The sequence below is a fragment of the Aeromonas simiae genome (assembly GCF_014892695.1).
Taxonomy (GTDB): domain Bacteria; phylum Pseudomonadota; class Gammaproteobacteria; order Enterobacterales; family Aeromonadaceae; genus Aeromonas; species Aeromonas simiae.
In genome coordinates this window covers 1,094,434-1,116,918 of sequence record NZ_CP040449.1, presented here as the reverse complement: position 1 = coordinate 1,116,918, position 22,485 = coordinate 1,094,434, and the positions used below count along the sequence as shown (strand labels likewise).

Below are 22,485 nucleotides of genomic sequence, written 5' to 3'. Positions count from 1 at the left end.
TCCTCACTCTGTGCCACGCAGGGAACGGTAGTAGGCCTTGACGTGATCGCTCTCGCGATAGCCATTACCGTGTTCCTTGTTCGCATCATCCTGGGCAGCCACTGCCTGCCCGGCCACGCCGACCACGGCGCCAGCCACCACGGCCATGCCCGCCCCCTTCAACAGGTGGCGGCGGGAGGGGTTCTCCAGCTTCTCATCGCTCATCATGGACTCTCCGTTGTTGTTCTCGTTCATCTCAGGAGGCCGCCACCCTAGGCACGCCAAACGGCAGCCGCAGGGCCAGCTCCTGCTGGAAAAAATCGTCGGCCAGCGCACCGGCCGCCCGGTAGAAGACGGCGCTCTTGGCCGCCTGTTGATCACGGCAGCACGCCTGCACCCAAGGGGCCAGGTGCCGCTCAAAAAATTCGTTGCGCGCCGGATGCTCCTCAGCGCACAGGATAGCCATCACCTCGCACAGGGCGGCCAGGTGATCCTCGGGCTCGCACACCCCCTCCTGACGCTCGAAGCCGAGCCGCAGCAGATCGCGGCGCAGCACCGCCAGCGGCAGCTCCATCAGGGATCCGGTCAGGTACCAGGAGGCAAACGGCACGATTTCACCGCGCCCAAGGCCGATGAAGAGATCCTGATACTCCTCGGCCAGCTCCTGCTCGCTGCGGCTGCTCGCCGCCAGTTGCACCAGCCCCAACCCGCGGGCCAGCGGCCCCGGCTCGGCTTCAATGGCGCGCAACCAGGCCAGCGCCTCGCCAGCGGGCGCCGCACGCCACAAGCTGGCCAGCAGGGCATACATTTCACTTCGCATCATTTCGTTCATCGCGGCCCCTTACACCTTGACCTGGTCGAGTGGATTGGCCACCAGAGGCTCGAACACATCGCGCACCCGGCAGTCTTCACACATCAATAGCCGCTCGGCAGCCGCCCCTTGGAAATGGCTGTGCCCGGCCAGCTTCTCGCGAATGCGCCGCACCAGCGAGGCGGGGGCAAACGGCTTGCCGCAGCGGATGCAGCAGGCGGCCTCTTCAGCCTTGAGCAAACGATCGGCGCGACGCGCCTCGGCCACGGGTTGCAGCCCCGGAGCCAAGGTGATGACCCGCTCCGGGCAGGCCTGCTCACACATGCCGCACTGCACACAATCTTGCTCGGTAAAGCGCAGCTCAGGCACGGCGCCACCCTGGCTGGCATGCAGCGCCCGGGTCGGGCAGACCGCCACACAGCCCATGCAGAGGGTACACCCCTGCTCATTATTGAGGCGCACGGCGCCATAGGGGGCGCCCGCCGGCACCGCCAGCGCCGCCATGGCGCCGCCATGGGCGGCATGCAGGGCATCAAAAGCCGCAAAGAGCCGCTCGCGCTTACTCCCCTTGGGGGTCTCCGGCAGCGCAACTGGGCGCTCGGCCAGGGTTTCCGGCAGGGCCGTCCCCGGTTGCCACACGCTGATGGCCTCTTGGGCCACGCCGGCCCCCTCCAGCAAGGGGGCGGCTAGGGCCAGCTCACGCTCGAGCGCCTGGCGCGTGGTCGCGCCGCACTCGGGGTGCAGGGCAATGCTCACCCGGCTCGCACCGGCGGCCAGGGCGCCCAACCAGCTCTCAATGCCGACCGAGGCACTCTCCTCAACCGGCAGCAACAACCAGTGGCCCGGCAGCGCCTCGGCATCGAAGGCGGCGCATTCGGCTTCGCCGGCGATCAGCAGATGGGGATGGCTTCCCCCTGCCTCGCGGTAACGGGCCAGCAGGCGCCACAGGTAATCTTCCTGGGTCGCGGCGCTCGGCTGCTGATAGCTGATGGCGCCGGTCGGGCAGGCGCTGGCACAACTGCCAAGCCCTTGGCAGAGGAAGGGGTCGATACGAATTTCGCCCTGATCGGCGCGCAGGGCATCGGTCGGGCAGAGATCGAGGCAGCGCCGGCACCCCGGTACACCACGGGCAGTGAAGGCGCATGCCTCGTTGTCGAGCTTGAAGTAGCGCGGCTTGTCAAACACCCCCATCAGCTCGGCCAGCGCCGCGATGGCGCAGTCCAGCTCGTCATCTTCACTCAGATGGCGATAACCGAAGGGGGGGCGCTCCAGCGCCAGCAGCGCGGTCTGACCCAGATCGAGCACCAGATCAAAGCGCCCCTCCGGGCCGTAGCAGACCCGCTCCAGCGCCACCGCTTCCCCCTCGGGCCCACGCACCGTCAGGCCGTATTGGCCGAGATAGCCGTGCAGCTTGGGGGAGCGAGCTAAGAGGGTCTCCAGATGGGCGGTTGCCCCAAAGACAGCGTCGAGATCGCTGGCATCGGGATGGCGCGGCTGCTCGCTCACCGCCAGGGTGAGGCGCAGCGCAGGATGGGTCAGAGCGCGGACGGCAGCCCGGCGTACCCGATCCTCGGGGCCGATCAGCAGCAGCCGGCCATGGCTGTGGTAGGTGACAGTGACCGGCAACAGGTTGTCGGCCCGTCCGGTCAGGCGCAGGGCCTGGCCCCGCGCGTACAGGTTCTTGTTATCGACGCTCACAGTGTTTCCTCATGCAGCCGGACTACTTCGGACCGGTTGCTTATTGGGGGCTTGCAATAGCAATAAGCCGGCCAGGGTGGTGGGAAGAAAAATCCAAGAGAGGGAGTCAGGATCCATTTCTCTCTTCATCACCCTCATCAAAAGCGACATTTTGTCCCACCACTGAGACCAAAATGTCCCCATCCTCGTCAGGGTCATGCGCCACTATCTCTGCTTTCTCGCTCTGCTCCTCTTCTACGGGCTCGACCAGCCAGCCACGCAGTCCGGCCACCAGCTCGGCGCTGAGTAGCTCGGGAGCGGCGAAGTCCTGAGTGTAGTCGTCAAGCCCATCGGGCTTGTGTTGGCGAAACAGGGCGCGCAGCGTCTCTTTGTCAGGCAAGGAGGGCACGGCCGGCTCCGCATGTTCAGGCAGCGCGTCGATGCCACTGACCCGCGCCGCCATCCCGCTATCGGGCGAGACCGGCTCCGCAGGGGCCACCGGCTCGGGTTCAGGGGCGATCGGATGGAGCTTGCGCTGCGACCAGCGGCGCAGAAACTCGCTCATGGCTGCGCCCCTTCCAGCGGATCGCCGCGCAGTGGGCAGGCATCCGGGCCGACGGTCTCTCGGGCCCGTCCCTTGCCCTTCTTACCCTTGCCACGGCGCTCAGCTCGCCATGGCGGCCGATAAAGGCCTCGCACCAGGCTTGCAAGGCCTCGGGCAGCGGGCAGGAGAGCACGGTGCGATCGCCATCCATGTAGGCCGCTGCCACGCTCTGGCTCAGGGTGAGCAGATCGGCGCGCAGGCTTTCGCCGGCGCCGCTCGCCACCAGAAACAGGCGCGGCGCGTCCGAACTCAGGTTGAAGCGGTAATCGCTGCGCTCGTCGCGATAGAGGGTCAACGGCAAGGCGTTGGGAAGATCTGGCGCGGCGGGTAGCACCGCGGTCAGCTCGGGGGTCAGGCTCTGCCAGCGACCGACCCGGCTCTCGCGCAGCGATAGTTGGGGCAGCAGCCAGCGCTGATCCGAATGAGGGGATGTTTCGCTCATGACGGCTCCAGTTTGGGATGGAGAAAGCCATTCCATTGCAAGAGCGGGGCCAATACACAACGTGGAGGGGAACATGGAATGGAACTTGCTCCTGTCGTGGCTTTGCCATCAGGAGCCTGCAAACCATGACCCTCCCCCCCTTTATCAAACGCAGCAATCCGGTCGAGCTCACCATGACCGTCGAGGTGATGGATGAGCAGGGGCAGCGCAACACCCAGCAGATCGCATGCGAGCGGCCGCTCACCGTCTACCTCAACTGGAAGGAGGTGGTGACCCTGATGACGCTGGGGGCCCGCCCCGAGGCGCTGGTGCTGGGTTATCTCAAAAATCAGGGGTTTATCCGGGATCTGGCCGCCATCGACTCGCTGATCGTCGACTGGGAGAGCGAAGCGGCGGCCCTCATCACCCGCGAAGAGACCTGCGATATCGACCAAGCGCTGGAGAAAAAAACGGTCACCTCGGGCTGCGGTCAGGGCACCATGTATGGCAGCGTGATGAAGCAGCTTGAGGGGGTGCGCCTCGTTCAGGGACAGGTGCGCCAGAGCACTCTCTATGCCCTGCTCAAGGCGCTGTCGGCCTACAACGACACTTACAAGCAGGCCGGCGCCGTGCACGGCTGCGCCCTGTGCCGGGGCGCGCAGATCCTCTCGTTTGTCGAGGACGTGGGGCGCCACAACGCGGTCGACACCCTGGCCGGCGAGCTGTGGCTCAGCGGTGACAGCGGCAGCGATAAAATCTTCTACACCACGGGCCGGCTCACCTCCGAGATGGTGATCAAGGTGGCGCAGATGGGCATCCCTGTGCTGCTGTCGCGCTCCGGGGTCACCCAGATGGGGCTCGATCTCGCGCGCCAGCTCGGCATCACCATGATTGCCCGCGCCAAAGGGCGTCACTTCCAGGTCTTCAGCGGCCACGACAACCTGCTGCTCGATGAGAAGCCGCCGGTGCTGGAGAGTGCCCGCCGTGACTGAGTTTATGAATGTGCGCCAGGTGGCGGAATATCTCGATCTTAACGAGAAGAAGGTTTACCAGCTCGCCAACGAGGCGCGCATCCCGGCCACCAAGGCGACCGGCAAGTGGCTGTTTCCCAAATCCCTGCTCGATCGCTGGCTGCTCGGCAGCTGCCACGACGGGGTGATGAACGATAGGCTGATCCTGGCCGGCTCCGACGACATGCTGCTGCACCACGGGGTGCAGCGGCTGGCCGAGCGGCTCGGCACCGCGGCGCTGGTCGGCTACACCCCGTGCGGCACCCGCCAGGGGCTGGCGATGCTGGCGCGCGGCCACGTAGATCTGTGCGCCATCCACTGGGGCCGGGCCGAGGAGTCGCACCTGCGCCATCCGGCCCTGATCCAGCAGTACCAAGGGCACCGTCAGTGGGTTCTGGTGCACGGCTTTCGCCGCATGCAGGGGCTGCTCCTACGCCAAGGGCTTGGCGATCTGAAGGCGCCGCAGACCCTGCCGCTGCGCTGGGTGATGCGCCAGGAGGGGGCCGGCAGCCAGCGGGCCCTACAGGAGTGGCTGCTCACCGAGGGGCGTTCGCTAGAGGGACTGCACTGCGCCGTCCAAGCCGGCAGCGAGCGGGATCTGGCGGCGGCACTGTGCCGTGGCGAGGCGGACGTGGGGCCGGGGGCCCTCTCCACCGCCACCGAGTTCGGACTGGGGTTTGTCCCCCTCTCTCAGGAGAGCTTCGATCTGGTGATGCCGCAGGGGGTCTTCTTTCGCACCCTGTTGCAGCACCTGATGGAGTGGTTGCAGGGGAGCGAGGGGCGCGAGCTGGCGGCGCGGCTTGGCGGCTATGATCTGGCCCAGAGCGGCAAGCCGCTGTGGAGTGGCCAGAGCTAGGGCGCCGCCTCCTCCCCGCCCAGACCCAGCCGCCACGCATCGGCCTGGCCCTGCGCCTCCCCCGGCTCGTGGCTGGCACGGCTTTGCAGGCGCACCGTAAAGCAGCTCCCCTGCCCCGGCACCGACTCGACCGAAAGCTCCCCCCCCCAGCGGCTGACGATGCGGTGCGAGAGCGCCAGCCCTAGACCGGTGCCATTGGCGCGAGTGGTGAAAAAAGGCTCGAAAATGCGCTGCAACAGCGCAGGCTCGATGCCGCAGCCATCGTCCTGCACCCGGATCTCCGCTCCCCGCAGCGCCCCCTGCTCACGCCAGTCGCAGGTACTCACCACGATCCGGCCCCCCTTGCCGCTCTGCTCACGACGGCGGGCGATGGCGTGGGCGGCATTGACCAGCAGGTTGACCATCACCTGCAACAGTTGCTGGCGATCGGCCTCGATAGGGGCACTGGCCGACAACTGGCATTCGAGGGCGATCGACTGCTGGCGCAGGGTCGCCCCGACCAGCGTCAGGCTCTCTTGCACGATGGGGCCCAGGTGCTGCCACACCGGAGGGGTCTCGTAGTCACCGGGACGCGAATACTGCAACAGGCTGCGGGTGATGGCCCGGATGCGATCCACCTGAGTGAGCACCAGCTCAATCTCGTCGCTCACTGGTGCGGCTGCCTCCCCCAGCTCCAGCTTGAGCAGCTCCATGTTGCCGAGGATCACCGCCAGCGGATTGTTGATCTCATGAGCCACCCCGGCGCACAGCTCACCGAGCGCCGCCAGCTTCTCGCTGATGAGCAGTTGCTCTCGCGCCTCGGTCAGCATGCGGATGTGCTCCTCCAGCTCGGCGGTCTTCTGGTGCAGGCTCAGGGTGCGGGCCGCCACCTTGCCCTCTAGCTCCTCGGCGGCGCCGGCTATCTCGCGGTTACGCTCGGCCAGCAGATCGAGCATGGCGTCAAACTGGCGCCCTAACTGGGCCAGCTCATGCGCCGGATCGAGCCCGAGCGGGCCGATACGCGCCTCCTGCTGACGCCGAGTGGCGCGCACCACTCGGTGGATCTGCTCGATGGGAGAGAAGAGATCGCGCGCGCCGCGATAGACCAAAAGTCCCGAGATGAGCAGCAGCAGTGCCACCCCACTACCCAGCTCGAGCAGATTGACCAGATAAGTGCGCACAAAGGGCCACTCAGGGAATCCCACATAGAGCATGCCGATGGCGTGGCCGTGCAGATCGCGCAGCGGCTCGTAACCGGAGACCGCCCAGGCGTCGTGCACCCAGGCCCGATCGACCCAGCTCACCCCCTGCTCAAGCACCTGCCGGCGCACCGGAGCCGACACCTGGGTGGCCAGCGCCCGTCCACCGCCCCGTGCGCTGTCAGTCGGTACATTGGTGCTGACCCGCAGATCGCCGAGAAAGAAGGTGACGGCGCCACTCTCCCCCTCCGGCAGGGTACCGGGCACAAACACCTGATCGCGCAACCGATCGACCAGCTCACCGTCGCGGTTGATGAGCGCCCCCCCCTCGAGGATCCCCAGTAGCTGCCCATCCGGCCCCAGCACAGGCACCCAAGAGAGGCTCATCAGGCCGCGCCGCTCTTCACCCACGCGGGCCTGCTCGACCAGCGCCGGATTGAACGCCGCCAACTGCTCGGGCGACCAGATGGCGAACTGGGTTACCGGCGCCCCCAATCGCAGGCGATCGCGCGCCGCCTGCGGCAGGGCATCGAGAGCCACATCGCGGCGCAGGCGCACGCCATCGAGCGGCCAGCGCTGGGCCGGATCGTCCAGCCAGCCATCGAGGCTCTCTGGCGCTTGGCGCAGCCGCTGCTGGAAAGCCCAACTGTCTCGCAGGTGGGCCAGCAGATCGCTCTGGTGCTCCTGCTCGACCCGCAGCGCCTGATGCGCCACCCCGAGATCGGCGCGCACCCGCGACAGCAGGTTCTGCCAGCTGTAATTGAGGGTCCAGTAGAGGGTCAACCCCAGCATGCCAAGCAGGGTGACCAAGATGGGGACAGAGGTGAGGGTAAGCAGGCGCCAGCGCACCCGGGTGCGCCAGCGGCGCAGCAGCGAGGGGGTCACGCCTGCTCCCACTCCTTGAACTTGCGCTCCAAAGTCTTGCGCGCCACCCCGAGAGTGCGGGCCGCCGCCGACTTGTTGCCGTCACAGCGCGCGACCACTTGCTCGATGTGAGCCCGCGCCACGCGCGCCAGATCCCACTCATCGGGGTAGCCGCCCTGAACGGCCTGAACGCCCGCCTCGGCTTGCCACTCCAGCGCGGGCGGTTTGCCAAGCAGCAGGCTGCGCTCGATGAGGTTACGCAGCTCACGCACGTTGCCGGGCCACTCGTGAGCCTGCATCGCTGCTACATCCTCGTGGGTCCAACGCAGCGGCGCCATCCCCATCTCAGTGGTGAGCCGCTCGGTAAAGTGGTGCACCAGCGCCGGAATATCCTCGGGCCGCTCACGCAGGGGTGCCACCTTGAGGGTGACCACGTTGAGGCGGTAGAAGAGGTCGGCCCGAAAACGTCCGGCCTCCACCTCCTCTTTGAGGTTACGGTTGGTGGCCGCCACGATGCGCACGTCCACCGGCAACTCGCGCTCGGCCCCCACCGGGCGGATGGCCTTCTGCTCCAAGGCACGCAGCAACGAGGACTGCATGGCCAGCGGCATCTCGCCGATCTCGTCGAGAAACAGGGTGCCCTGCTGAGCGACCCGAAATAGCCCCTCGCGCCCCTTACGGGCACCGGTGAAGGCCCCCTGCACGTGGCCAAACAGCTCGCTTTCGAGCAGCTCGGGGGCAATGGCCCCGCAGTTGACCGGCACGAAGGCTCCGGAGCGGCCGGAGAGCTGGTGCAGCGCGCGGGCCACCAGCTCCTTACCTGTGCCCGACTCCCCCTCGACCAGCACCGCCGCCGGCGAAGGCGCCACTCTGGCAATCATGCACTTGAGCTCGGCGGTGGTGGCCGAGTCACCGATGAGCTGCACAGGGAAGTGCTTGCTCACCTCCTCGCGCAGCAGCCAGTTCTCCCGCTCTAGGTGGCGGCGGGCGATCACCCGATCCACCGCCTGCACCATCTGCTCGAGGTTGAACGGCTTGAGGATGAAGTCGCTGGCGCCGAGGCGCAGGGCTCGCAGGGCCGACTCCATGTCGCCATAGCCGGTCATGAAGATGAGATCGGAGCGGCGCTCGCTCGGTTGCAAGGATTCGTGCCACTCGATGCCGGAGCGCCCCGGCAGGCGGATATCGGCGATGATGAGGTCGAAATGGAGCCGACTGCGCAGTGCCTCGGCCTCCTCGACGCTGGCGGCGGTCTCAACCTGAGCGAAGCGCTTGGCCAGCGCCTTGCCCAGGAAGCTGCGCATCCCCGGCTCGTCATCGACGATGAGCAGTGAAAGGGCAGACCAGGTGGTCATAGGTAGCGTCATGGGTATCGCTCCGACTGGGTAAGAGGGCTCCGACAGAGGTGGGACATTTTGTCTCGTTTGCCGCCATAAACCAAGCCCAGGGCGTAAGCAGGCACCATTGGCCCCCTTTGAAAGGCGATAAGTCTTTGTTTTAATGTATAAAAAGTAAATGTCATCAAGCTGGCACCGCCCTTGCTTAATAGCGTCTCCCCGGGAGCCCGGGACTGTCCCGGCTCCAGCTCATCATGGAGAATTCGATGAAACGCCTCGCCGCCCTACTGCTCGGCGGCCTGCTGCTCTCCCAGCAGGCCATGGCCGAACCGGCCAATCCGCTTATCCGCCTTGCCACCACCACCAGCACAGAGCAATCCGGCCTGCTCGGCTGGCTGCTGCCCCAGTTCACCAAGGAGACCGGCTACCAGGTTCAGGTGCTGGCGGCCGGCACCGGTCAGAGCCTCAAGATGGGTGAGAACGGCGATGTGGATCTGGTGATGACCCACGCCCCCAGCTCGGAGCAGAAGTTTGTCGACGCCGGCTTTGGCATCGAGCCGCGCCACCTGATGTACAACGACTTCGTGCTGGTCGGCCCGGCGGACGATCCTGCCGGCATCAAGCCGCTCAAGGATGCAGCCAAGGCCCTCAAGGCCCTGGCCGATAAGGATGCCGTCTTCGTCTCGCGCGGTGATGAGTCGGGTACCCACGTCAAGGAGAAGGCGCTGTGGCAAGCCGCCGGCATCACGCCAGCCTTCAAGGGCTACAAGTCCATCGGCCAGGGGATGGGCCCGACCCTGACCATGACCTCAGAGCTGGGTGGTTACACCCTGACCGACCGCGGCACCTGGCTCGCCTATGAGGGCAAGCTCAAGCTGGCCCTACTGCTGGAAGGGGATACGCGCCTGTTCAACCCCTATCGGGTGATCCTGGTCAACCCGAAGCGCTGGCCCAAGCTCAACACCGAAGGCGCCCGCGTCCTCTCTGACTGGCTGGTCTCCCAGCATGGCCAGCAGCTCATCAACAGCTTCACCGTCAACGGCAAGCCGCTGTTCGTCGCGGATGCCGACAAGCCCGCATGAGCACCCTGCTCGACACCAGCACGCAGGCCCTGCGCCTGCTGCTGACCGCCGACCCCGAGCTATGGCAAATCGTCGGGGTCTCCTTTACGGTGTCGGGGCTGGCGCTGGCCCTGTGCTGGCTGCCGGCCATGCTGCTCGGTTTTGGCCTCGCTTACCTCAACTTACCGGCGCGCTGGCTCTGGCTGACGGCGCTGCACACCCTGCAATCGATCCCGAGCGTGGTGATCGGCCTGCTGCTCTATATGCTGCTGTCTCGCTCCGGCCCGCTCGGTGACTGGCAGTGGCTGTTTACCCAGCAGGGGATGATAGCGGGCCAGGTGCTGATCGGCTTTCCGGTCATCGCCTCCATGTCTCACGCCACCTTCCAGCACAGCGACCGGCGCGCCTTCGAGACCGCCCTCACGCTCTCCGGCTCGCGCCTGCGCGCCTTTCGCCAGCTCTGCCACGAGTGCCGCTTCGGCCTGCTGGCCGCTGGCATCACGGCGTTTAGCCGGGTGATCACCGAGGTGGGGTGTGCCACCCTGGTGGGGGGCAACATCCTCTACTTCACCCGTAACATCACCACCGCTATCGCCCTAGAGACCCAGAAGGGGGCCTTCACCCAGGGGATTGCCCTTGGTATGGTGCTGCTTGCCCTCGCCCTCGCCCTCAACCTGCTGCTCTCCCTGTTGCAAGGGCGCGCCTTTCTGAGAACCTGACATGCTGACCCTCCATGCCCGCAACCTGCACATGCAATTTGGCGAGCGGCCACTTTTTTACATTCCCGAGCTGATCATCGCCCCCGGCGATGCCATCTGGCTGCGCGGCGCCAACGGGGTGGGCAAGACCACCCTGCTCAAGATCTTGGCCGGCTTGCAGCGCCCAAGCGGCGGTGAGCTGAGCAACCGCCCCTCCCTGCTGCTCGCGCTGGCGCGGCGCTTCGGTTTGCGCCAACCGGGGCCGGGGCGGGTCATCTATCTGCACCAGAGCCCCTACCTGTTTGACGGCACGGTGCGCGACAACCTGGCGTGGGGGCTGAAACAGCGCCACCATCGGCGCCTCATCGACGCGCTTCGCCGCGCCGATCTCGAGCACCTGGCCGCCGAGCACGTCTCCTTGCTCTCCGGCGGTGAGCGTCAGCGTCTGGCTCTGGCCCGCGCCTGGGTATTGCAGCCGGCCTACCTGCTGCTCGATGAGCCCACCGCCAATCTCGACAGCCACTCCATTGCCCTGATGGCCGATCTGGCGCAGGATCTCGGTGAACAGGGCTGTGCCCGGGTGGTCACCAGCCACCAAGAGAACCTGCTGACCGCCCGCTGCCAGCGCCACTGGTTGTTGCAGCACAGCCAGTTAGTGGAAAATGGCCCACTGACTCTGTATCGCATGCCAACACGAGAAGACCATGTCCAACACGCCTGATCCCCTCTCTGCCGTCATCCTGGCCGGTGGCCGCGCCACCCGCATGGGTGGCCAGGATAAGGGGTGGGTTCCCCTTGCCGGTAAGCCGCTGATCCAGCACGTACTGGAACGCCTAGCCCCCCAGGTCGATGAACTCGTCATCAATGCCAACCGCTCGCTCGAGCAGTACAGCCAACTGGCGCCCGTGGTGAGCGACCGCCTGCCGGACTACCCCGGCCCGCTGGCCGGCATGTTGGCCGGCCTAGAGCGGGCCCACCACGACTGGGTGCTATTTGTCCCCTGCGACACCCCGTTCCTGCCGACCGATCTCGCCGCCCGCCTGTGCCAGGCACGCACTCCCGGGTGCGACGTGGTGGTGGCCCACGACGGCCACTGGCTGCAACCCGTGGTGGCGCTGGTGCGGCGCGCCCTCGCCCCGGATCTGGCCCTGGCGCTGGCCGAAGGGGAGCGCAAAATTGACTACTGGTTTGCCCGCCACCACATGGTGCAGGCCGACTTCTCCGACTGCCCGCACGCCTTTGACAACCTCAACCGCCCGGAGGATATCGCCCAGCATGAAGCCCGCTAATCCCGATCTGCCCATCATCGGCTTCGCCGCCTGGAGCGGCACCGGCAAGACCACCTTGCTTGAGCAGCTCATTCCCGAACTCAACCGGCGCGGCCTGCGTCTGGCGGTGCTCAAGCACGCCCACCATGACTTCGACATCGACCAGCCGGGCAAGGACAGCTGGCGCCTGCGCAAAGCCGGGGCTGAGCAGGTGCTGATCGCCTCGGCGCGGCGCCATGCCCACCTCACCGAGACGCCGAACGGGGAGCCGGTGCTGGCCGAGCTGCTGGCCAAGCTCGATCGCACCACGCTCGATCTCATCCTGGTTGAGGGGTTCAAGCAGGACCCGATCCCCAAGATTGCCCTGCACCGCGCCGCCCTCGGCAAGCCGCTGCCCGAGGTGCGCCAGCAGGATCTGCTGGCGGTGGCGAGCGACGCGCCGCTCGAGCTGGCGGTGCCGCTGCTGCCGCTCAATGACATCCCGGCCATCGCCGATTTCATCGAGCGCCATATCAAGGCGGCGGCTGCCCCGGCAGAGGAGAGCTGCGACACCTTAAGCCCGGCATTTCTCTCGGTGACGCAGGCGCGCGCGCAGATCCTCACCGCCCTTTCCCCCCATGAGCACCATCTCGAGCGTCCGCTCGGCGCGTGCGCCGGTTTGGTGATGGCCGAGGATCTGATCAGCCCGTGCAACGTGCCGCCCCACACCAACTCGGCGATGGACGGCTATGGCATCGACGGCAGTGTGTTGACTCACGGGAGCTGGCAGGTGGTGGGCGAGGTGCTGGCCGGCCACCCCAGCTCGCAGCGCGTGGCCGCCGGAGAGGCGGTGCGGATCATGACGGGCGCCCCCCTCCCCCCCGGTGTGGATACAGTGGTGATGCGCGAGCAGGCGGTGGAGGAGCAGGGGCGGGTGCGCTTTAATGCCCCCCTCCAGCGCGGGCAAAACGTACGCCAAGCGGGTGAGGATCTCCCCATGGGGGCGGTGGCCATCGCACGGGGCACCCGGCTGGGGGCCGCCGAGCTGGGGCTCGCCGCCTCCCTCGGCTGTGCCAGCTTGCAGGTGCTGGCGCCGCTCAGGGTCGCCCTGTTTAGCTCCGGCGATGAAGTGCAGGCTCCGGGCGAGGCACTGCGCCCCGGCGCCATCTACGATAGCAACCGCTTCACCCTGCGCGCCCTGGCCGAGCGCGCCGGGGTCGAGGTGGTCGATCTTGGCATCCTGCCCGACCATCAGGCGGCCATCACTCAGGCGCTGGCCCAGGCCGCGGCCGAGTGCGATCTGGTGTTGAGCTCGGGAGGGGTGTCGGTGGGCAATGCCGACTATATCCGCGCCGCCCTCGAGCAGCTGGGCAGCATCGCCTTTTGGCGCATTCAGATGCGCCCCGGTCGGCCGCTCGCCTTCGGCCAGATTGCCGGCACCCCCTTCTTCGGCCTGCCCGGCAACCCGGTCGCCGCCGTGGTCTGCTTCTTGCAATTCGTGCTACCCGCCCTGCACGCCATGCAAGGAAGGTCATGGCAGCCGTGGCGCCTGCGCGCCCAGGCCAGCGAGGGGATGAAGAGCCGCCCCGGCCGCACCGAGTTTTTACGCGGCGTCTTCACTCAAGACAGTAATGGCCGCCTCACGGTGCGCACCACAGGGCCGCAGGGATCGGGGATCTTAAGCTCGGTCGCCCAGGCCAACTGCCTCATCGAGATCCTGCCGGCGCAAGGCGCAGTACAACCCGGTGAATGGGTCTGGGTTCACCCGCTGCAAGGCTTGCTCGGCTAAACCGGAACCGACTGTGCAGGCGCTGGCTTTGTGTCACAATGGTCAGGCGCGGGCCTCAAGGAGGAGGACGGATGATTCGAGGCATAGGATGGCTGTTACTCGCCTCTCTGGCATGGCCGGGACTGGCTGAACCATTGCGGATAGGGGTCAGTTTGGCCATCCCTCCCTATGTCATCCGCGAGCAAGACAGGGGGATTGAACTCGATCTGCTGCGAGAAGCCTTTGCCGGCTCCCCCTATCAGCCCGAGTTCAATTACCTCTCCCTGCGCCAGACGTTCGAGCAGATGGAGCTGGGGCACCTCGACGGCATCATCAACGTCCGCCCCGGCATGCTCAAGCGTGGTTACCTCTCCCAGCCGGCCATCACCTTCCACAACTATGTGTTCACCCTCACCCCGCTGCGCATTGAGCGGCTGGAGCAGTTGGCCAATCTCAATGTGGTGGCCTTCCAGCGCGCCAGCGATATCCTCGGCAGCGCCTTTGCCAACGCCATCCGGCGCAGCCGTAGCTATCAGGAGCTAGCGCGTCAGGAGTTGCAGGTAAAGCAGCTATTTGAGGGGCGCGCCCAAGCCATCGTGCTAGAGGAGCGGATATTTCTCCACTATCTGGGGGAGCTGGCCGCCAGTGAGGGGGCTCCCTATGATCCCAGCCGGGTAATACGCAACGATCTCTTCCCTGCCACCGTCTATCACTTCGCCTTCGCGCGGGCTGAGCTACGCGATTGCTTCGATCAGGGGCTCGCCGCCATGCGGGCGGATGGGCGCTACGAGCGTATCTTCTCCCACTATCAGCAACAGAAATAAGAACAGGGCCCGTGGGCCCTGTCGCATATCTTGGTGATCGGTGCTCAGAAATAGAGGCGGGTGAGCGATTCAATCACGCAGCCGGGGCGGCGGATCCCTTCGATCTCAACCTTGATCTCTTTGAGTAGCTCAATGCCCCCCTTGATGGGGGTCACCTTGGCCAGCTTGGTGCGGGCACGAATGCGGCTATCCACCTTGATGGGATAAGGAAAGCGCACCGAGTCGAGACCAAAGTTCACCACCATGCGGGCGGTGGGGAACTCGGGATTGTGTTCATCGACCGAGCCGGTCAGGCGCGGCAGCAGCGCCAGGGTCAGAAAGCCGTGGGCGATGGTGCTCTTGAACGGGGACTCCTCAGCCGCCCGCTCCGGGTTGGTGTGGATCCACTGATGATCCCCGGTCGCCTGGGCAAAGCCATTGATCATCGCCTGATCCACCAACAGCCACTCGCCGATGTGGGTCTCTTCCCCCACTTGGCTCAGCAGGGTTTCGAATACGGCGGCGGCCTCACCTTCCAGCTCAATGGCCGGGTCCAAAGAGGGCTGCGCCACACCGTTAACGACCTGAGGCTCAGGCTGCAACGTCGTGATGGCACCATCCATCACCCGGCCAAACAGAGGGTGATGCTGTGCTTTTTGCTGAAATTCGCGCCAGTAGTCACGAATCGCAGGAGAGAGCCAATCCTTAAGCTCAAACGGATGTTGCGCCAGGATCTCCTTCTTGCGCTTCAGAAAATCGACAACCTTCATCAACCTTTCCCTTCCGTCTGGGTGTATACCAAGAGGTCAAACCAGTCCCTATTTTAGAAAAGTCATCGCTGATATTGCAAAAAAATCTCGGCGTACAACTGTACCAACAGGCGAAGTGCCCACTCACATCAACCCCAAAATCCCCCATCACGAGGGCTTGTTTTCAAAGCGCCAGGCGAGGATACGGGTGATCTTGTTGCCCTGATGCATGGGGATTTCCCGTACCTCGCTCACCCCGATTTGGCCCAGCACCTTGCGGGCCGGCGCCAGATTTTCCCCCTTGGAGACCAGCGTGGTGAACCAGCGGCACTGACTGGCAAAGCGCGCACTCTCGGCAATCATGCGACGCAGGAAGGCCAGCTCCCCCCCTTCGCACCAGAGTTCATTATGTTTACCCCCGAAATTGAGCCGCGAGCCCTGCGTCACCCGGTGACGCTCCCCCTTTGAACGGGCCAGATTGCGCAGCTTGCGCTCGCTGCCGGCGCCCGCCTCCTGAGCCGAGGCATGAAAAGGCGGATTGCAGAGGGTCGCTGCAAACTGCTCGCCGGGATGGATGATCCCATCGAAGATGCGCTTGGGATCGGGCTGATGACGACAATCAATGCTTCGCTCCAGCCCATTGCTGCGCACGATAAGCGCAGCACTCTTGAGCGAGGCGGTCTCGATGTCGCTGGCCACGAAACGCCAGCCGTACTCCTGATGCCCGAGCAGTGGATAGATACAGTTGGCCCCCGTACCGATATCGAGCAGGCGCACCGCTTTCCCATGGGGCGCGGCCTGCTCCTCACCCAGCAGATCGGCCAGGTGGTGGAGGTAATCCACCCGTCCCGGAATCGGGGGGCAGAGATAGCCGGGAGGAATATCCCAGAAACGCAGCCGGTAGCAGGCCAGCAGCAGGGCACGGTTGAGCGCCTTGACGGCAAGCGGGTCGGCAAAGTCGATGGTGGCCCGCCCATGGGGGCCGACTCTGACGAAACGGGCCAGCTCAGGGCTTGCCTTGATCAGGGCGGGGAAATCGTAGCCATTGCGATGGCGATTGCGCGGGTGCAATCCGGGGGCAGATGAACGGGACATGATGGCATGGAACGAGAAAAGGGGCGCCTACTATAGTCGCCCCTTCCCATAAAAACCAAGGGCTCCCTTTGGGAGCCCTGCTGTCTTTCTGGAGAAACAGTCCGTACTGCGAGCCATTTTTCAAGAAGGACGGATTAGATGCTGATACGGCGTGCCTGCCAGAACTTGGTGCGCCAGTATTGGTTATCCAACTTCGAGCGGGTGACCCCTTTGCGGGCCGAGGCGTGGATGAACTCACCGTTGCCCACATAGATACCAACATGGTTCAGACGCGGATTGATGCGAAAGAACACCAGATCCCCCTCAACCAGTTCGTTCTTGGCTACACGAACTCCCTCGTGAACCTGAGAGCGGGTAGAGCGGGGTAGCTCGATACCCAGCGCATCACGGAACACTTCACGGGCGAAGGCAGAACAATCAACACCACGCTGGGTCGTTCCGCCCATCCGGTACGGGACGCCGCGCCACTCTTTATAAACCGTCAGGATCTCTTCCACACTGGGGGCGCTGGACTCCGGCTCGACCACCGGCTCAACCATGGAGACTTCGATCTTACTCGCCAAATCTGGATCGGGCGCCGAGGCACAACCCACCATTCCCAGTGCCACCAGCAGTAGCATTAGATGTCGCAATCCCTTATCTCCCTAATGTAAACAGCTAGTTAAGGTATGCACCCGAAGGGGCTTTTAAAGACACAAGGCTCGAATATAAAGGAGAAATGTGTCAGATCAAGAAATAAAACCCATCAAGGTCACATTTTTTCGCAAAAACTTCTTATTTTTCATGCTAAATGTGATCTTGCCCAAACAATATACAATCGCGTCGCCAGCTATGCGTCTGCGCATAAATGTGGTTTATTGGCATTCTCATAACAAAAGAGAGCAGAAAATGGCATATCACGTGGCGCTTTTCCTGGTTGCCCCACTGAATAAAGAAGAGTGCGCTAATCGGGCTCAACTGGCTTCACTTTCCCCTGCCGAGCAGGCGACTGCCGCCCAGTTTTTGCAAGAAGAGCGCCGCCAGCAGTGGGTGAGGGGCAGAGCGCTGCTACGCCGTGAAGTGCGCCGGCGCTATCCGGAGCATCCATTGGAGATACACACCGATGAACACGGCAAACCCTGGCTCGAAGGAATCCACTTCAACATGAGTCACAGCGCAGACTGGCTGGTGCTGGCCCTGTGTCAGGAGGGCGCGGTGGGCATTGATCTGGAACTCGGGCGGCGACAGCGTGATCTCCAGCGCTTGGCCAATCGCTTCTTCGCCCCCAAAGAAGCGCAGTGGCTGGCCGAGCAACCGGCCGAACAGCGAGATCACCTCTTCTACCGTTTCTGGGCGCGCAAGGAAGCCGTGCTCAAAGCCAACGGCGGCGGTCTCTCGGCCGGGCTGGAGCGGGTGAGTTTCGATCCCAAACGGGCCTGGCAGCTGGAAAACCACCTTGATGAAAAATCCTACGTCATCAGTGATAGTCCCTGCGACAGCGGTTGGCTGGCGCTCGCCACCGAGGAAGATCACCGGATTGCCCTGCACTGGCTGGATACACGCCTTGAAAACATCGCCCCCCTCCCCCATGTAGGGATCAGTCTGTAAGCGAGAGCCATTCCATGATCGTCGACATTACTCCCCAGAATTTTCACACCGCCCTGCTCGATGCCTCCATGCAAAAGCCGGTGGTGCTCTACTTCCATGCCCCCCAGATGCCCGAATGCCAAGCCATGACCCCTTTGGTTGAGTCGCTGGTTGGCCCGAATAATCCGGCCGTCACTCTGGCCAAGGTCGACATCAATGATCCCCAGTTGCAGTCACTGGCCAGCCAGCTGGCGCTGCGAGCCTTGCCGGCATTGGTCAAATTCCATCAGGGACGCCCGGACGAAGCGAGCTTCCTTGAGGGGCCACAGGATGATGCCACTTTGCGCGACTACTTCTCCGCGTTTGCGCCGCGCGAGGAAGAGACGCTGCTAGAGCAAGCCAAACAACACCTTGAAGAGGGGAAGGCCGGCGAGGCGCAAGCCCTGCTGACCAAGGCACGGCAGCTAGCTCCCGAGCGCCATGATATCGCCCTGTGGCTGGCACAGGCCGAGCTGGATCTCAACCACCTGGATCAGGCAGAGGCGCTGCTTGGCACCATCCCAATGGTCGCTCAAGAGAGCCATTACCACACCCTCTGCTCACGTCTGGATCTGGCACGGCAGGCCTCCGACAGCCCTGAGTTGCGAGCACTGGAGGAGCGCCATAGCGCCCAGCCGGAAGATTTTGCCACCAGTCAGGAGCTGGCCGTGCTTTATCATCAGGCCGGTCGTCAGGAAGAGGCGCTCGAGCTGCTGTTTGGCATATTGCGCCGTGATCTCGCCTTCGGCGACGCGAAGAAAATCTATCTGGATATCCTGACCACCATGGGCAGCACACCCACTGCATCGGCTTGGCGGCGCAAACTCTATAGTCTGCTCTATTGAGCATCGTTAGGCAGTGTGCAGATAGGGGGCCGGTCTCACGATCGGTCTTTTTTATTGGTTAATCAATGAGATAACTAAGAAGGGGAAAACGAGGAAAGGGGGGGAGAGGCTTTCTGAAGACGAAAAAAAATGGCGCAGTTTCCCGCGCCATTTTTTCACATGTATTACTTCTTGTAGGAAGTAGCCATGTTGTCCAGGCGCTGGTTAGCACGAGCAGCTTCAGCCTTGGCATCAGCTACGTCGGCAGCGATCTTGGACTGATCAGCGCGAACGGCGCTAACGTCTTGAGCCAGTTGATCAACCTTGTTAGACAGATTCTGAACAGAGGTTTCCAGCTCGGTGTTAGCACAACCGCCCAGCAGAGCAGACAGACCAACTACACCTACCAACAACATTTTTTTCATTTTATAGCTCCCTTTAACTCGCCAGACGTTTAGCAAGCGGCGTTATTATGGCACAAAAAAAAAAGAGTTTGCATAGGCCTTGTCATAGATAAATGCATTAAATCACTCATTTTTTTTCGGGCGTCTAAAAAAGCATCACTCGAAACAAAATGTTGGCGAATTAATGGACAAGGCCAGGTCAGAGCGTAACCAATAACAGATGATATGACAATCCGTTAGGCACTCTCTCCTCTCAGAGCCAAACGATACTGCACCAAATCCTCGATGGTCAAGACAGGCATATCGTGCGTGTGAGCAAACTCGACCAAATCAGGGAGGCGAGCCATGCTGCCATCCTCCTTGGTCAGCTCACACAACACACCGAACGGTTTGAGGCCGGCCAGCGTCATCAAATCGACCGTCGCCTCGGTATGGCCACGACGGGTCAACACCCCTCCCTGGCGGGCTCGCAGCGGGAAGACATGGCCAGGACGATGCAGATCGGACGGCACGGCGCCGTCGGCGATGGCGGCTCGGATGGTGGTGATGCGGTCGGCCGCCGAAACACCGGTCGTGACCCCCTGTGCCGCCTCAATGGTGACGGTAAAAGCGGTCTGGAACTGGCTTGAGTTGGCATCGACCATCATAGGTAGCTCTAATTGGCGTACCCGCTCGTCGGTCAGGCAGAGGCAGACGATCCCGGAGCACTCACGGATCATCAACGCCATCTGAGCCGTGGTCATGGATTCGGCAGCGAAGATGAGATCCCCTTCATTCTCCCTGTCTTCATCGTCGGCCACGAGTACGCCGCGGCCATGGTGCAACGCGTCCAGCGCGGCTTCAACACGTTGCAGGGGGGAGCCAAAGGGGGTAAGCAAAGACTGATTCATGGTAATACTCCACTGTATATTGAACAGAGACCAGAATCAGGGCACGGAAAGGCAGACAGAAGCGCGCATGCGCCAAAGCACCGCCAAAAGGCGATGCCAAGAACCACGCACTGTTATCCTCTTTCATCCGGACTATAACCGTCGGCTCCGGCTTCTCACCGGATCTGCTGACCCCGACCGATGTCGGGCGCTCGCGGGCTCCCTGCCACAGCAGGATACCGCCGGTGGGGAATTGCACCCCGCCCTGAGAATAAGCGTCCCCAGACTAGAGAAAAGCCGTTCTGGTTTCCAGTCCCACAGCAGAAAATATTGCCATCCTGTGCGAGCGCTCACGCGAACATGGCTTCCCCTGCCGCTTCGTGGCATAGTGCGGAAAAACGGCGCCTTGTGCGGCCATCACAACAACTTCATGACAGACAAAATGGAAAAGAAAATTCTGCTGACCGACTGCCCTGACGCCAAAGGGTTGATCGCCAAAATCACCAACATCTGCTACAAGCACCAGCTCAACATCATCAAGAACGACGAGTTCGTGGATCACGAACAGGGCCGCTTCTTTATGCGCACCGAGCTGGAAGGCCGTTTCAACGACGAAACCCTGCTAGCCGATCTCGATGACACCCTGCCCCAGGGGGCCGAGCGCCGTCTGGTCAAGGCGGAAAACAAGCGCATCGTCATCCTGGTCACCAAGGAGGCGCACTGCCTCGGCGATATCCTGATGAAGCGCTACGCCGGTGCACTCAACCTCGAGATCGCCGCCGTCATCGGTAACTACGACACCTTGGCCGAGCTGACCGGCAAGTTCGACATTCCATTCCACACCGTCTCCCACGATGGAGTGGATCGCGCCGAGCATGAGCGCCAAGTGCGTGCCATCATCGACAGCTATGCCCCGGATTATGTGGTGCTGGCCAAGTACATGCGGGTACTCACCCCCGACTTCGTCAAGGCCTACCCACGCAAGATCATCAATATCCACCACTCTTTCTTGCCCGCCTTCATCGGCGCCCGCCCCTACCTACAGGCGTTTAACCGCGGCGTGAAGATCATTGGCGCCACCGCCCACTTCGTCACCGACGATCTGGACGAAGGCCCGATCATCGAGCAGGACGTGACCCACGTGGATCACACCTTCACTGCCGATGACATGGCCAAGGCCGGTCGCGACGTAGAAAAATCCGTGCTCTCACGGGCCCTCGGCCTGGTGCTGGCCGAGCGGGTGTTCGTGCACGGCAACAAGACAGTGGTCTTTAAGTAAGTCGGCGCACAGAAACAAAAGAGGCTCCCATCGGGAGCCTCTTTTCATTGTGACCACTCGGCCATCACAGGGGCAGGCTGTTGACCGTCAGGCGGCCATTGGCGAGGTTGATGTCCGCCTTGAGCTGGTTGCCCTCGGCCTTGAGGTATCCCATGGCCGTGAGCCCTTGCAGCATTGGCGCCACCTGGGGCAGCGCATTGCCAAGCTTGCCCGAGAGGATGGCGTCAAACTGGCCGGTCAGGGCGCGCAGACCATCGACACCGTTGGTCAGCTTGTCGAGGGTGGTGGAAGAGAGCACCAGATTGCCTTTGAGCGAGACCGGCTCGGCATTGACCTTGGCCGAGAAGTTGCTCAGCGACAGCGTGGCACCACGGGCCAGCAACAGGTTGAGCGCCTGCTCCAGCTTCTGCTGATCCATATCGACGCCGCTGTTGGCCTGCTGCAACAGACGATACCCCTCCAGATCCATCCCCTTGATATCAACCACCATCTCCCCTTCGGTGAGGGCGACCGTTTCCCCATCCATGGCTAGCTTGAGACTCTGCAATCGAGTCTCGTAACGGCTGGCCAGGGTTTCGGCATCGTCCCCCTCCACATGAGAGCGAGAGCTGAGCCCTTGCAAGGCGATATTCAGTTCATCACCGATGCGTACCGAAAGGCCGGCGACGTCCCCTTCGCTCGAGGGCACCATCAGCACGCCACCAATTTCATCGAGCTCGGCCTGACCCTTCACGTGGGCCAGGTTGATCTCGGTCTGTTGATCCGGCTGGCTGAAGGTCATTCCCTGCCAATCCAGGTTCAGCTTGCCACTGCCATTCAGACTGCCGTCATAGCCGAGCACCAGCGGTAACATCTTGAGGTTCTCCCCTTGCTTAGCCACGTTGGCCTCAGGCAGGGTCAGGGTGCTCACATTACGGCGGCTCCACAGGCTGTTGCGGCTCTCCAGCACCGGCTCCCACCCCTGCAACCCTAACTCGACCAAGCCGGCGGCCAGATCACCACGAGACTTATCCAGCACGACATGGGTCGTGCTATAGAGCGGCAGGATCCGGGTCTGAGTAGACAGATAGAGCTCGAACGGATGTTCAGGGGTCAACTCGGGATAGTGGGAGGAGATAAATTCGGGCGTCAGCACCATCTTGATGGCGCCTTCACGGGAGAGGAAACTGGTTTTGCCCGGCGTCCATTCGAGCTGGATCCCACTCAGTTGCTGCGCTTTGGCCAACTCGGCCGGCACCTGTTTATCGAAAGCCTGACCCGTAAACCAGCAGGCGGCCACCGCGCCCCCCACCAGCAGGACGGCCGCAGCGCCCCCCATGACCCCTTTCTTCATCCCGTAACACCTT

At 63.4% G+C, this 22,485-nt stretch carries 23 protein-coding genes, 1 pseudogene and 1 riboswitch; of the genes and pseudogenes, 11 read left to right on the top strand and 13 right to left on the bottom strand.

All coding sequences use genetic code 11. From position 1 onward, the window contains the following. Nucleotides 1-3: 3 nt before the first annotated feature. The 5 genes and pseudogenes from FE240_RS05250 to FE240_RS05230 form a co-directional block, all read right to left on the bottom strand. Complete coding sequence (locus FE240_RS05250; protein WP_052449534.1) at nt 4-207, bottom strand: twin-arginine translocation signal domain-containing protein; 204 nt, start codon at nt 205-207, stop codon at nt 4-6. Between the two features lie 28 nt (nt 208-235). Next, nucleotides 236-811: a TorD/DmsD family molecular chaperone gene (locus tag FE240_RS05245; protein WP_193003661.1), complete on the bottom strand. Its 576-nt coding sequence runs from the start codon at nt 809-811 to the stop codon at nt 236-238. Nucleotides 812-820: 9 nt separating this feature from the next. Next, a complete protein-coding gene (locus FE240_RS05240; protein ID WP_226799010.1) occupies nt 821-2,488 on the bottom strand; it encodes a 4Fe-4S binding protein in 1,668 nt (555 codons plus the stop codon). Nucleotides 2,489-2,594: 106 nt separating this feature from the next. Then, the gene (locus FE240_RS05235; RefSeq protein WP_193003660.1) at nt 2,595-3,032 is read right to left on the bottom strand and encodes a DUF3306 domain-containing protein; all 438 of its coding nucleotides are present in this window, start codon (nt 3,030-3,032) and stop codon (nt 2,595-2,597) included. Nucleotides 3,033-3,070: 38 nt separating this feature from the next. Then, nucleotides 3,071-3,513 (bottom strand): annotated as a pseudogene (locus tag FE240_RS05230) (DUF3305 domain-containing protein); the annotation flags it as partial. A gap of 125 nt (nt 3,514-3,638) precedes the next feature. Here FE240_RS05230 and FE240_RS05225 point away from each other — a divergent pair. Further along, nucleotides 3,639-4,484 (top strand): formate dehydrogenase accessory sulfurtransferase FdhD, encoded by an 846-nt coding sequence (locus FE240_RS05225; RefSeq protein WP_193003659.1) that lies wholly within the window; start codon nt 3,639-3,641, stop codon nt 4,482-4,484. Nucleotides 4,485-4,488: 4 nt separating this feature from the next. Then, nucleotides 4,489-5,358 (top strand): helix-turn-helix transcriptional regulator, encoded by an 870-nt coding sequence (locus tag FE240_RS05220; protein WP_193004457.1) that lies wholly within the window; start codon nt 4,489-4,491, stop codon nt 5,356-5,358. On the opposite strand, the gene FE240_RS05215 is transcribed toward FE240_RS05220, so the two are convergent. Continuing rightward, nucleotides 5,355-7,421: a sensor histidine kinase gene (locus FE240_RS05215; RefSeq protein ID WP_226799008.1), complete on the bottom strand. Its 2,067-nt coding sequence runs from the start codon at nt 7,419-7,421 to the stop codon at nt 5,355-5,357. The genes FE240_RS05220 and FE240_RS05215 overlap by 4 nt on opposite strands. Further along, a complete protein-coding gene (locus tag FE240_RS05210; protein WP_193003658.1) occupies nt 7,418-8,767 on the bottom strand; it encodes a sigma-54-dependent transcriptional regulator in 1,350 nt (449 codons plus the stop codon). Before FE240_RS05210 ends, FE240_RS05215 begins: the two co-directional genes overlap by 4 nt. Nucleotides 8,768-9,003: 236 nt before the next feature. Here FE240_RS05210 and FE240_RS05205 point away from each other — a divergent pair, with 236 nt between their 5' ends. The 6 genes from FE240_RS05205 to FE240_RS05180 all read left to right on the top strand — a co-directional run bounded on the left by FE240_RS05205 (nt 9,004) and on the right by FE240_RS05180 (nt 14,335). Continuing rightward, the gene (locus tag FE240_RS05205; protein WP_319016751.1) at nt 9,004-9,819 is read left to right on the top strand and encodes a substrate-binding domain-containing protein; all 816 of its coding nucleotides are present in this window, start codon (nt 9,004-9,006) and stop codon (nt 9,817-9,819) included. Beyond that, complete coding sequence (locus FE240_RS05200) at nt 9,816-10,517, top strand: ABC transporter permease (RefSeq protein ID WP_193003656.1); 702 nt, start codon at nt 9,816-9,818, stop codon at nt 10,515-10,517. The genes FE240_RS05205 and FE240_RS05200 overlap by 4 nt, the downstream gene beginning before the upstream one ends. Nucleotide 10,518: 1 nt before the next feature. Beyond that, a complete protein-coding gene (locus FE240_RS05195; protein ID WP_193003655.1) occupies nt 10,519-11,217 on the top strand; it encodes an ABC transporter ATP-binding protein in 699 nt (232 codons plus the stop codon). Continuing rightward, entirely contained in the window at nt 11,201-11,785 is a 585-nt protein-coding gene (gene mobA / locus FE240_RS05190; RefSeq protein WP_193003654.1) for a molybdenum cofactor guanylyltransferase MobA, read from the top strand. The genes FE240_RS05195 and mobA overlap by 17 nt, the downstream gene beginning before the upstream one ends. Then, complete coding sequence (locus FE240_RS05185) at nt 11,772-13,532, top strand: bifunctional molybdopterin-guanine dinucleotide biosynthesis adaptor protein MobB/molybdopterin molybdotransferase MoeA (RefSeq protein WP_193003653.1); 1,761 nt, start codon at nt 11,772-11,774, stop codon at nt 13,530-13,532. Before mobA ends, FE240_RS05185 begins: the two co-directional genes overlap by 14 nt. A gap of 71 nt (nt 13,533-13,603) precedes the next feature. Continuing rightward, the gene (locus tag FE240_RS05180; RefSeq protein WP_193003652.1) at nt 13,604-14,335 is read left to right on the top strand and encodes a substrate-binding periplasmic protein; all 732 of its coding nucleotides are present in this window, start codon (nt 13,604-13,606) and stop codon (nt 14,333-14,335) included. Nucleotides 14,336-14,379: 44 nt separating this feature from the next. On the opposite strand, the gene FE240_RS05175 is transcribed toward FE240_RS05180, so the two are convergent. From FE240_RS05175 to FE240_RS05165, 3 genes are all read right to left on the bottom strand, one after another. Next, nucleotides 14,380-15,084, bottom strand: a complete 705-nt coding sequence (locus FE240_RS05175; RefSeq protein WP_193003651.1) for a MaoC family dehydratase — start codon at nt 15,082-15,084, stop codon at nt 14,380-14,382. A 147-nt stretch (nt 15,085-15,231) separates the two neighbouring features. Next, entirely contained in the window at nt 15,232-16,158 is a 927-nt protein-coding gene (gene rlmF / locus FE240_RS05170; protein ID WP_193003650.1) for a 23S rRNA (adenine(1618)-N(6))-methyltransferase RlmF, read from the bottom strand. A 134-nt stretch (nt 16,159-16,292) separates the two neighbouring features. Further along, nucleotides 16,293-16,778 carry a C40 family peptidase gene (locus tag FE240_RS05165; RefSeq protein WP_042048794.1) on the bottom strand — a complete coding sequence of 162 codons (486 nt, stop codon included), beginning with the start codon at nt 16,776-16,778 and terminating at the stop codon, nt 16,293-16,295. 268 nt (nt 16,779-17,046) lie between these two features. On the opposite strand from FE240_RS05165, the gene FE240_RS05160 reads away from it, so the two are divergent. Both FE240_RS05160 and FE240_RS05155 read left to right on the top strand, forming a co-directional pair. Further along, the gene (locus FE240_RS05160; RefSeq protein WP_193003649.1) at nt 17,047-17,745 is read left to right on the top strand and encodes a 4'-phosphopantetheinyl transferase family protein; all 699 of its coding nucleotides are present in this window, start codon (nt 17,047-17,049) and stop codon (nt 17,743-17,745) included. Between the two features lie 14 nt (nt 17,746-17,759). After that, nucleotides 17,760-18,608: a tetratricopeptide repeat protein gene (locus tag FE240_RS05155; protein ID WP_193003648.1), complete on the top strand. Its 849-nt coding sequence runs from the start codon at nt 17,760-17,762 to the stop codon at nt 18,606-18,608. A gap of 164 nt (nt 18,609-18,772) precedes the next feature. On the opposite strand, the gene FE240_RS05150 is transcribed toward FE240_RS05155, so the two are convergent. After that, nucleotides 18,773-19,012 carry an Lpp/OprI family alanine-zipper lipoprotein gene (locus FE240_RS05150; protein WP_005363258.1) on the bottom strand — a complete coding sequence of 80 codons (240 nt, stop codon included), beginning with the start codon at nt 19,010-19,012 and terminating at the stop codon, nt 18,773-18,775. A 215-nt stretch (nt 19,013-19,227) separates the two neighbouring features. Then, entirely contained in the window at nt 19,228-19,881 is a 654-nt protein-coding gene (gene ribB, locus FE240_RS05145) for a 3,4-dihydroxy-2-butanone-4-phosphate synthase (RefSeq protein WP_193003647.1), read from the bottom strand. Nucleotides 19,882-19,992: 111 nt separating this feature from the next. Then, a riboswitch (FMN riboswitch) is annotated at nt 19,993-20,137 on the bottom strand. 165 nt (nt 20,138-20,302) lie between these two features. Between ribB and purU the strand changes: the two genes are divergently transcribed. Next, a complete protein-coding gene (gene purU, locus FE240_RS05140; RefSeq protein ID WP_042048791.1) occupies nt 20,303-21,139 on the top strand; it encodes a formyltetrahydrofolate deformylase in 837 nt (278 codons plus the stop codon). A gap of 64 nt (nt 21,140-21,203) precedes the next feature. Here the strand turns inward: purU and FE240_RS05135 are convergent, their stop codons facing one another. Beyond that, complete coding sequence (locus tag FE240_RS05135; protein WP_193003646.1) at nt 21,204-22,472, bottom strand: DUF945 family protein; 1,269 nt, start codon at nt 22,470-22,472, stop codon at nt 21,204-21,206. Between the last annotated feature and the right edge of the window lie 13 nt (nt 22,473-22,485).

Coding starts and splice junctions, on each gene's coding strand:
- FE240_RS05210 (WP_193003658.1), bottom strand. CDS start 8,767: ATGACGCTACCTATGACCACCTGGTCTGCCCTTTCACTGCTCATCGTC.
- FE240_RS05175 (WP_193003651.1), bottom strand. CDS start 15,084: ATGAAGGTTGTCGATTTTCTGAAGCGCAAGAAGGAGATCCTGGCGCAA.
- FE240_RS05160 (WP_193003649.1), top strand. CDS start 17,047: ATGGCATATCACGTGGCGCTTTTCCTGGTTGCCCCACTGAATAAAGAA.
- FE240_RS05250 (WP_052449534.1), bottom strand. CDS start 207: ATGATGAGCGATGAGAAGCTGGAGAACCCCTCCCGCCGCCACCTGTTG.
- FE240_RS05185 (WP_193003653.1), top strand. CDS start 11,772: ATGAAGCCCGCTAATCCCGATCTGCCCATCATCGGCTTCGCCGCCTGG.
- FE240_RS05165 (WP_042048794.1), bottom strand. CDS start 16,778: ATGCTACTGCTGGTGGCACTGGGAATGGTGGGTTGTGCCTCGGCGCCC.
- FE240_RS05235 (WP_193003660.1), bottom strand. CDS start 3,032: ATGAGCGAGTTTCTGCGCCGCTGGTCGCAGCGCAAGCTCCATCCGATC.
- FE240_RS05155 (WP_193003648.1), top strand. CDS start 17,760: ATGATCGTCGACATTACTCCCCAGAATTTTCACACCGCCCTGCTCGAT.
- FE240_RS05180 (WP_193003652.1), top strand. CDS start 13,604: ATGATTCGAGGCATAGGATGGCTGTTACTCGCCTCTCTGGCATGGCCG.
- FE240_RS05135 (WP_193003646.1), bottom strand. CDS start 22,472: ATGAAGAAAGGGGTCATGGGGGGCGCTGCGGCCGTCCTGCTGGTGGGG.
- FE240_RS05150 (WP_005363258.1), bottom strand. CDS start 19,012: ATGAAAAAAATGTTGTTGGTAGGTGTAGTTGGTCTGTCTGCTCTGCTG.
- FE240_RS05245 (WP_193003661.1), bottom strand. CDS start 811: ATGAACGAAATGATGCGAAGTGAAATGTATGCCCTGCTGGCCAGCTTG.
- FE240_RS05220 (WP_193004457.1), top strand. CDS start 4,489: ATGAATGTGCGCCAGGTGGCGGAATATCTCGATCTTAACGAGAAGAAG.
- FE240_RS05205 (WP_319016751.1), top strand. CDS start 9,004: ATGAAACGCCTCGCCGCCCTACTGCTCGGCGGCCTGCTGCTCTCCCAG.
- purU (WP_042048791.1), top strand. CDS start 20,303: ATGGAAAAGAAAATTCTGCTGACCGACTGCCCTGACGCCAAAGGGTTG.
- FE240_RS05225 (WP_193003659.1), top strand. CDS start 3,639: ATGACCCTCCCCCCCTTTATCAAACGCAGCAATCCGGTCGAGCTCACC.
- FE240_RS05195 (WP_193003655.1), top strand. CDS start 10,519: ATGCTGACCCTCCATGCCCGCAACCTGCACATGCAATTTGGCGAGCGG.
- FE240_RS05200 (WP_193003656.1), top strand. CDS start 9,816: ATGAGCACCCTGCTCGACACCAGCACGCAGGCCCTGCGCCTGCTGCTG.
- ribB (WP_193003647.1), bottom strand. CDS start 19,881: ATGAATCAGTCTTTGCTTACCCCCTTTGGCTCCCCCCTGCAACGTGTT.
- mobA (WP_193003654.1), top strand. CDS start 11,201: ATGTCCAACACGCCTGATCCCCTCTCTGCCGTCATCCTGGCCGGTGGC.
- rlmF (WP_193003650.1), bottom strand. CDS start 16,158: ATGTCCCGTTCATCTGCCCCCGGATTGCACCCGCGCAATCGCCATCGC.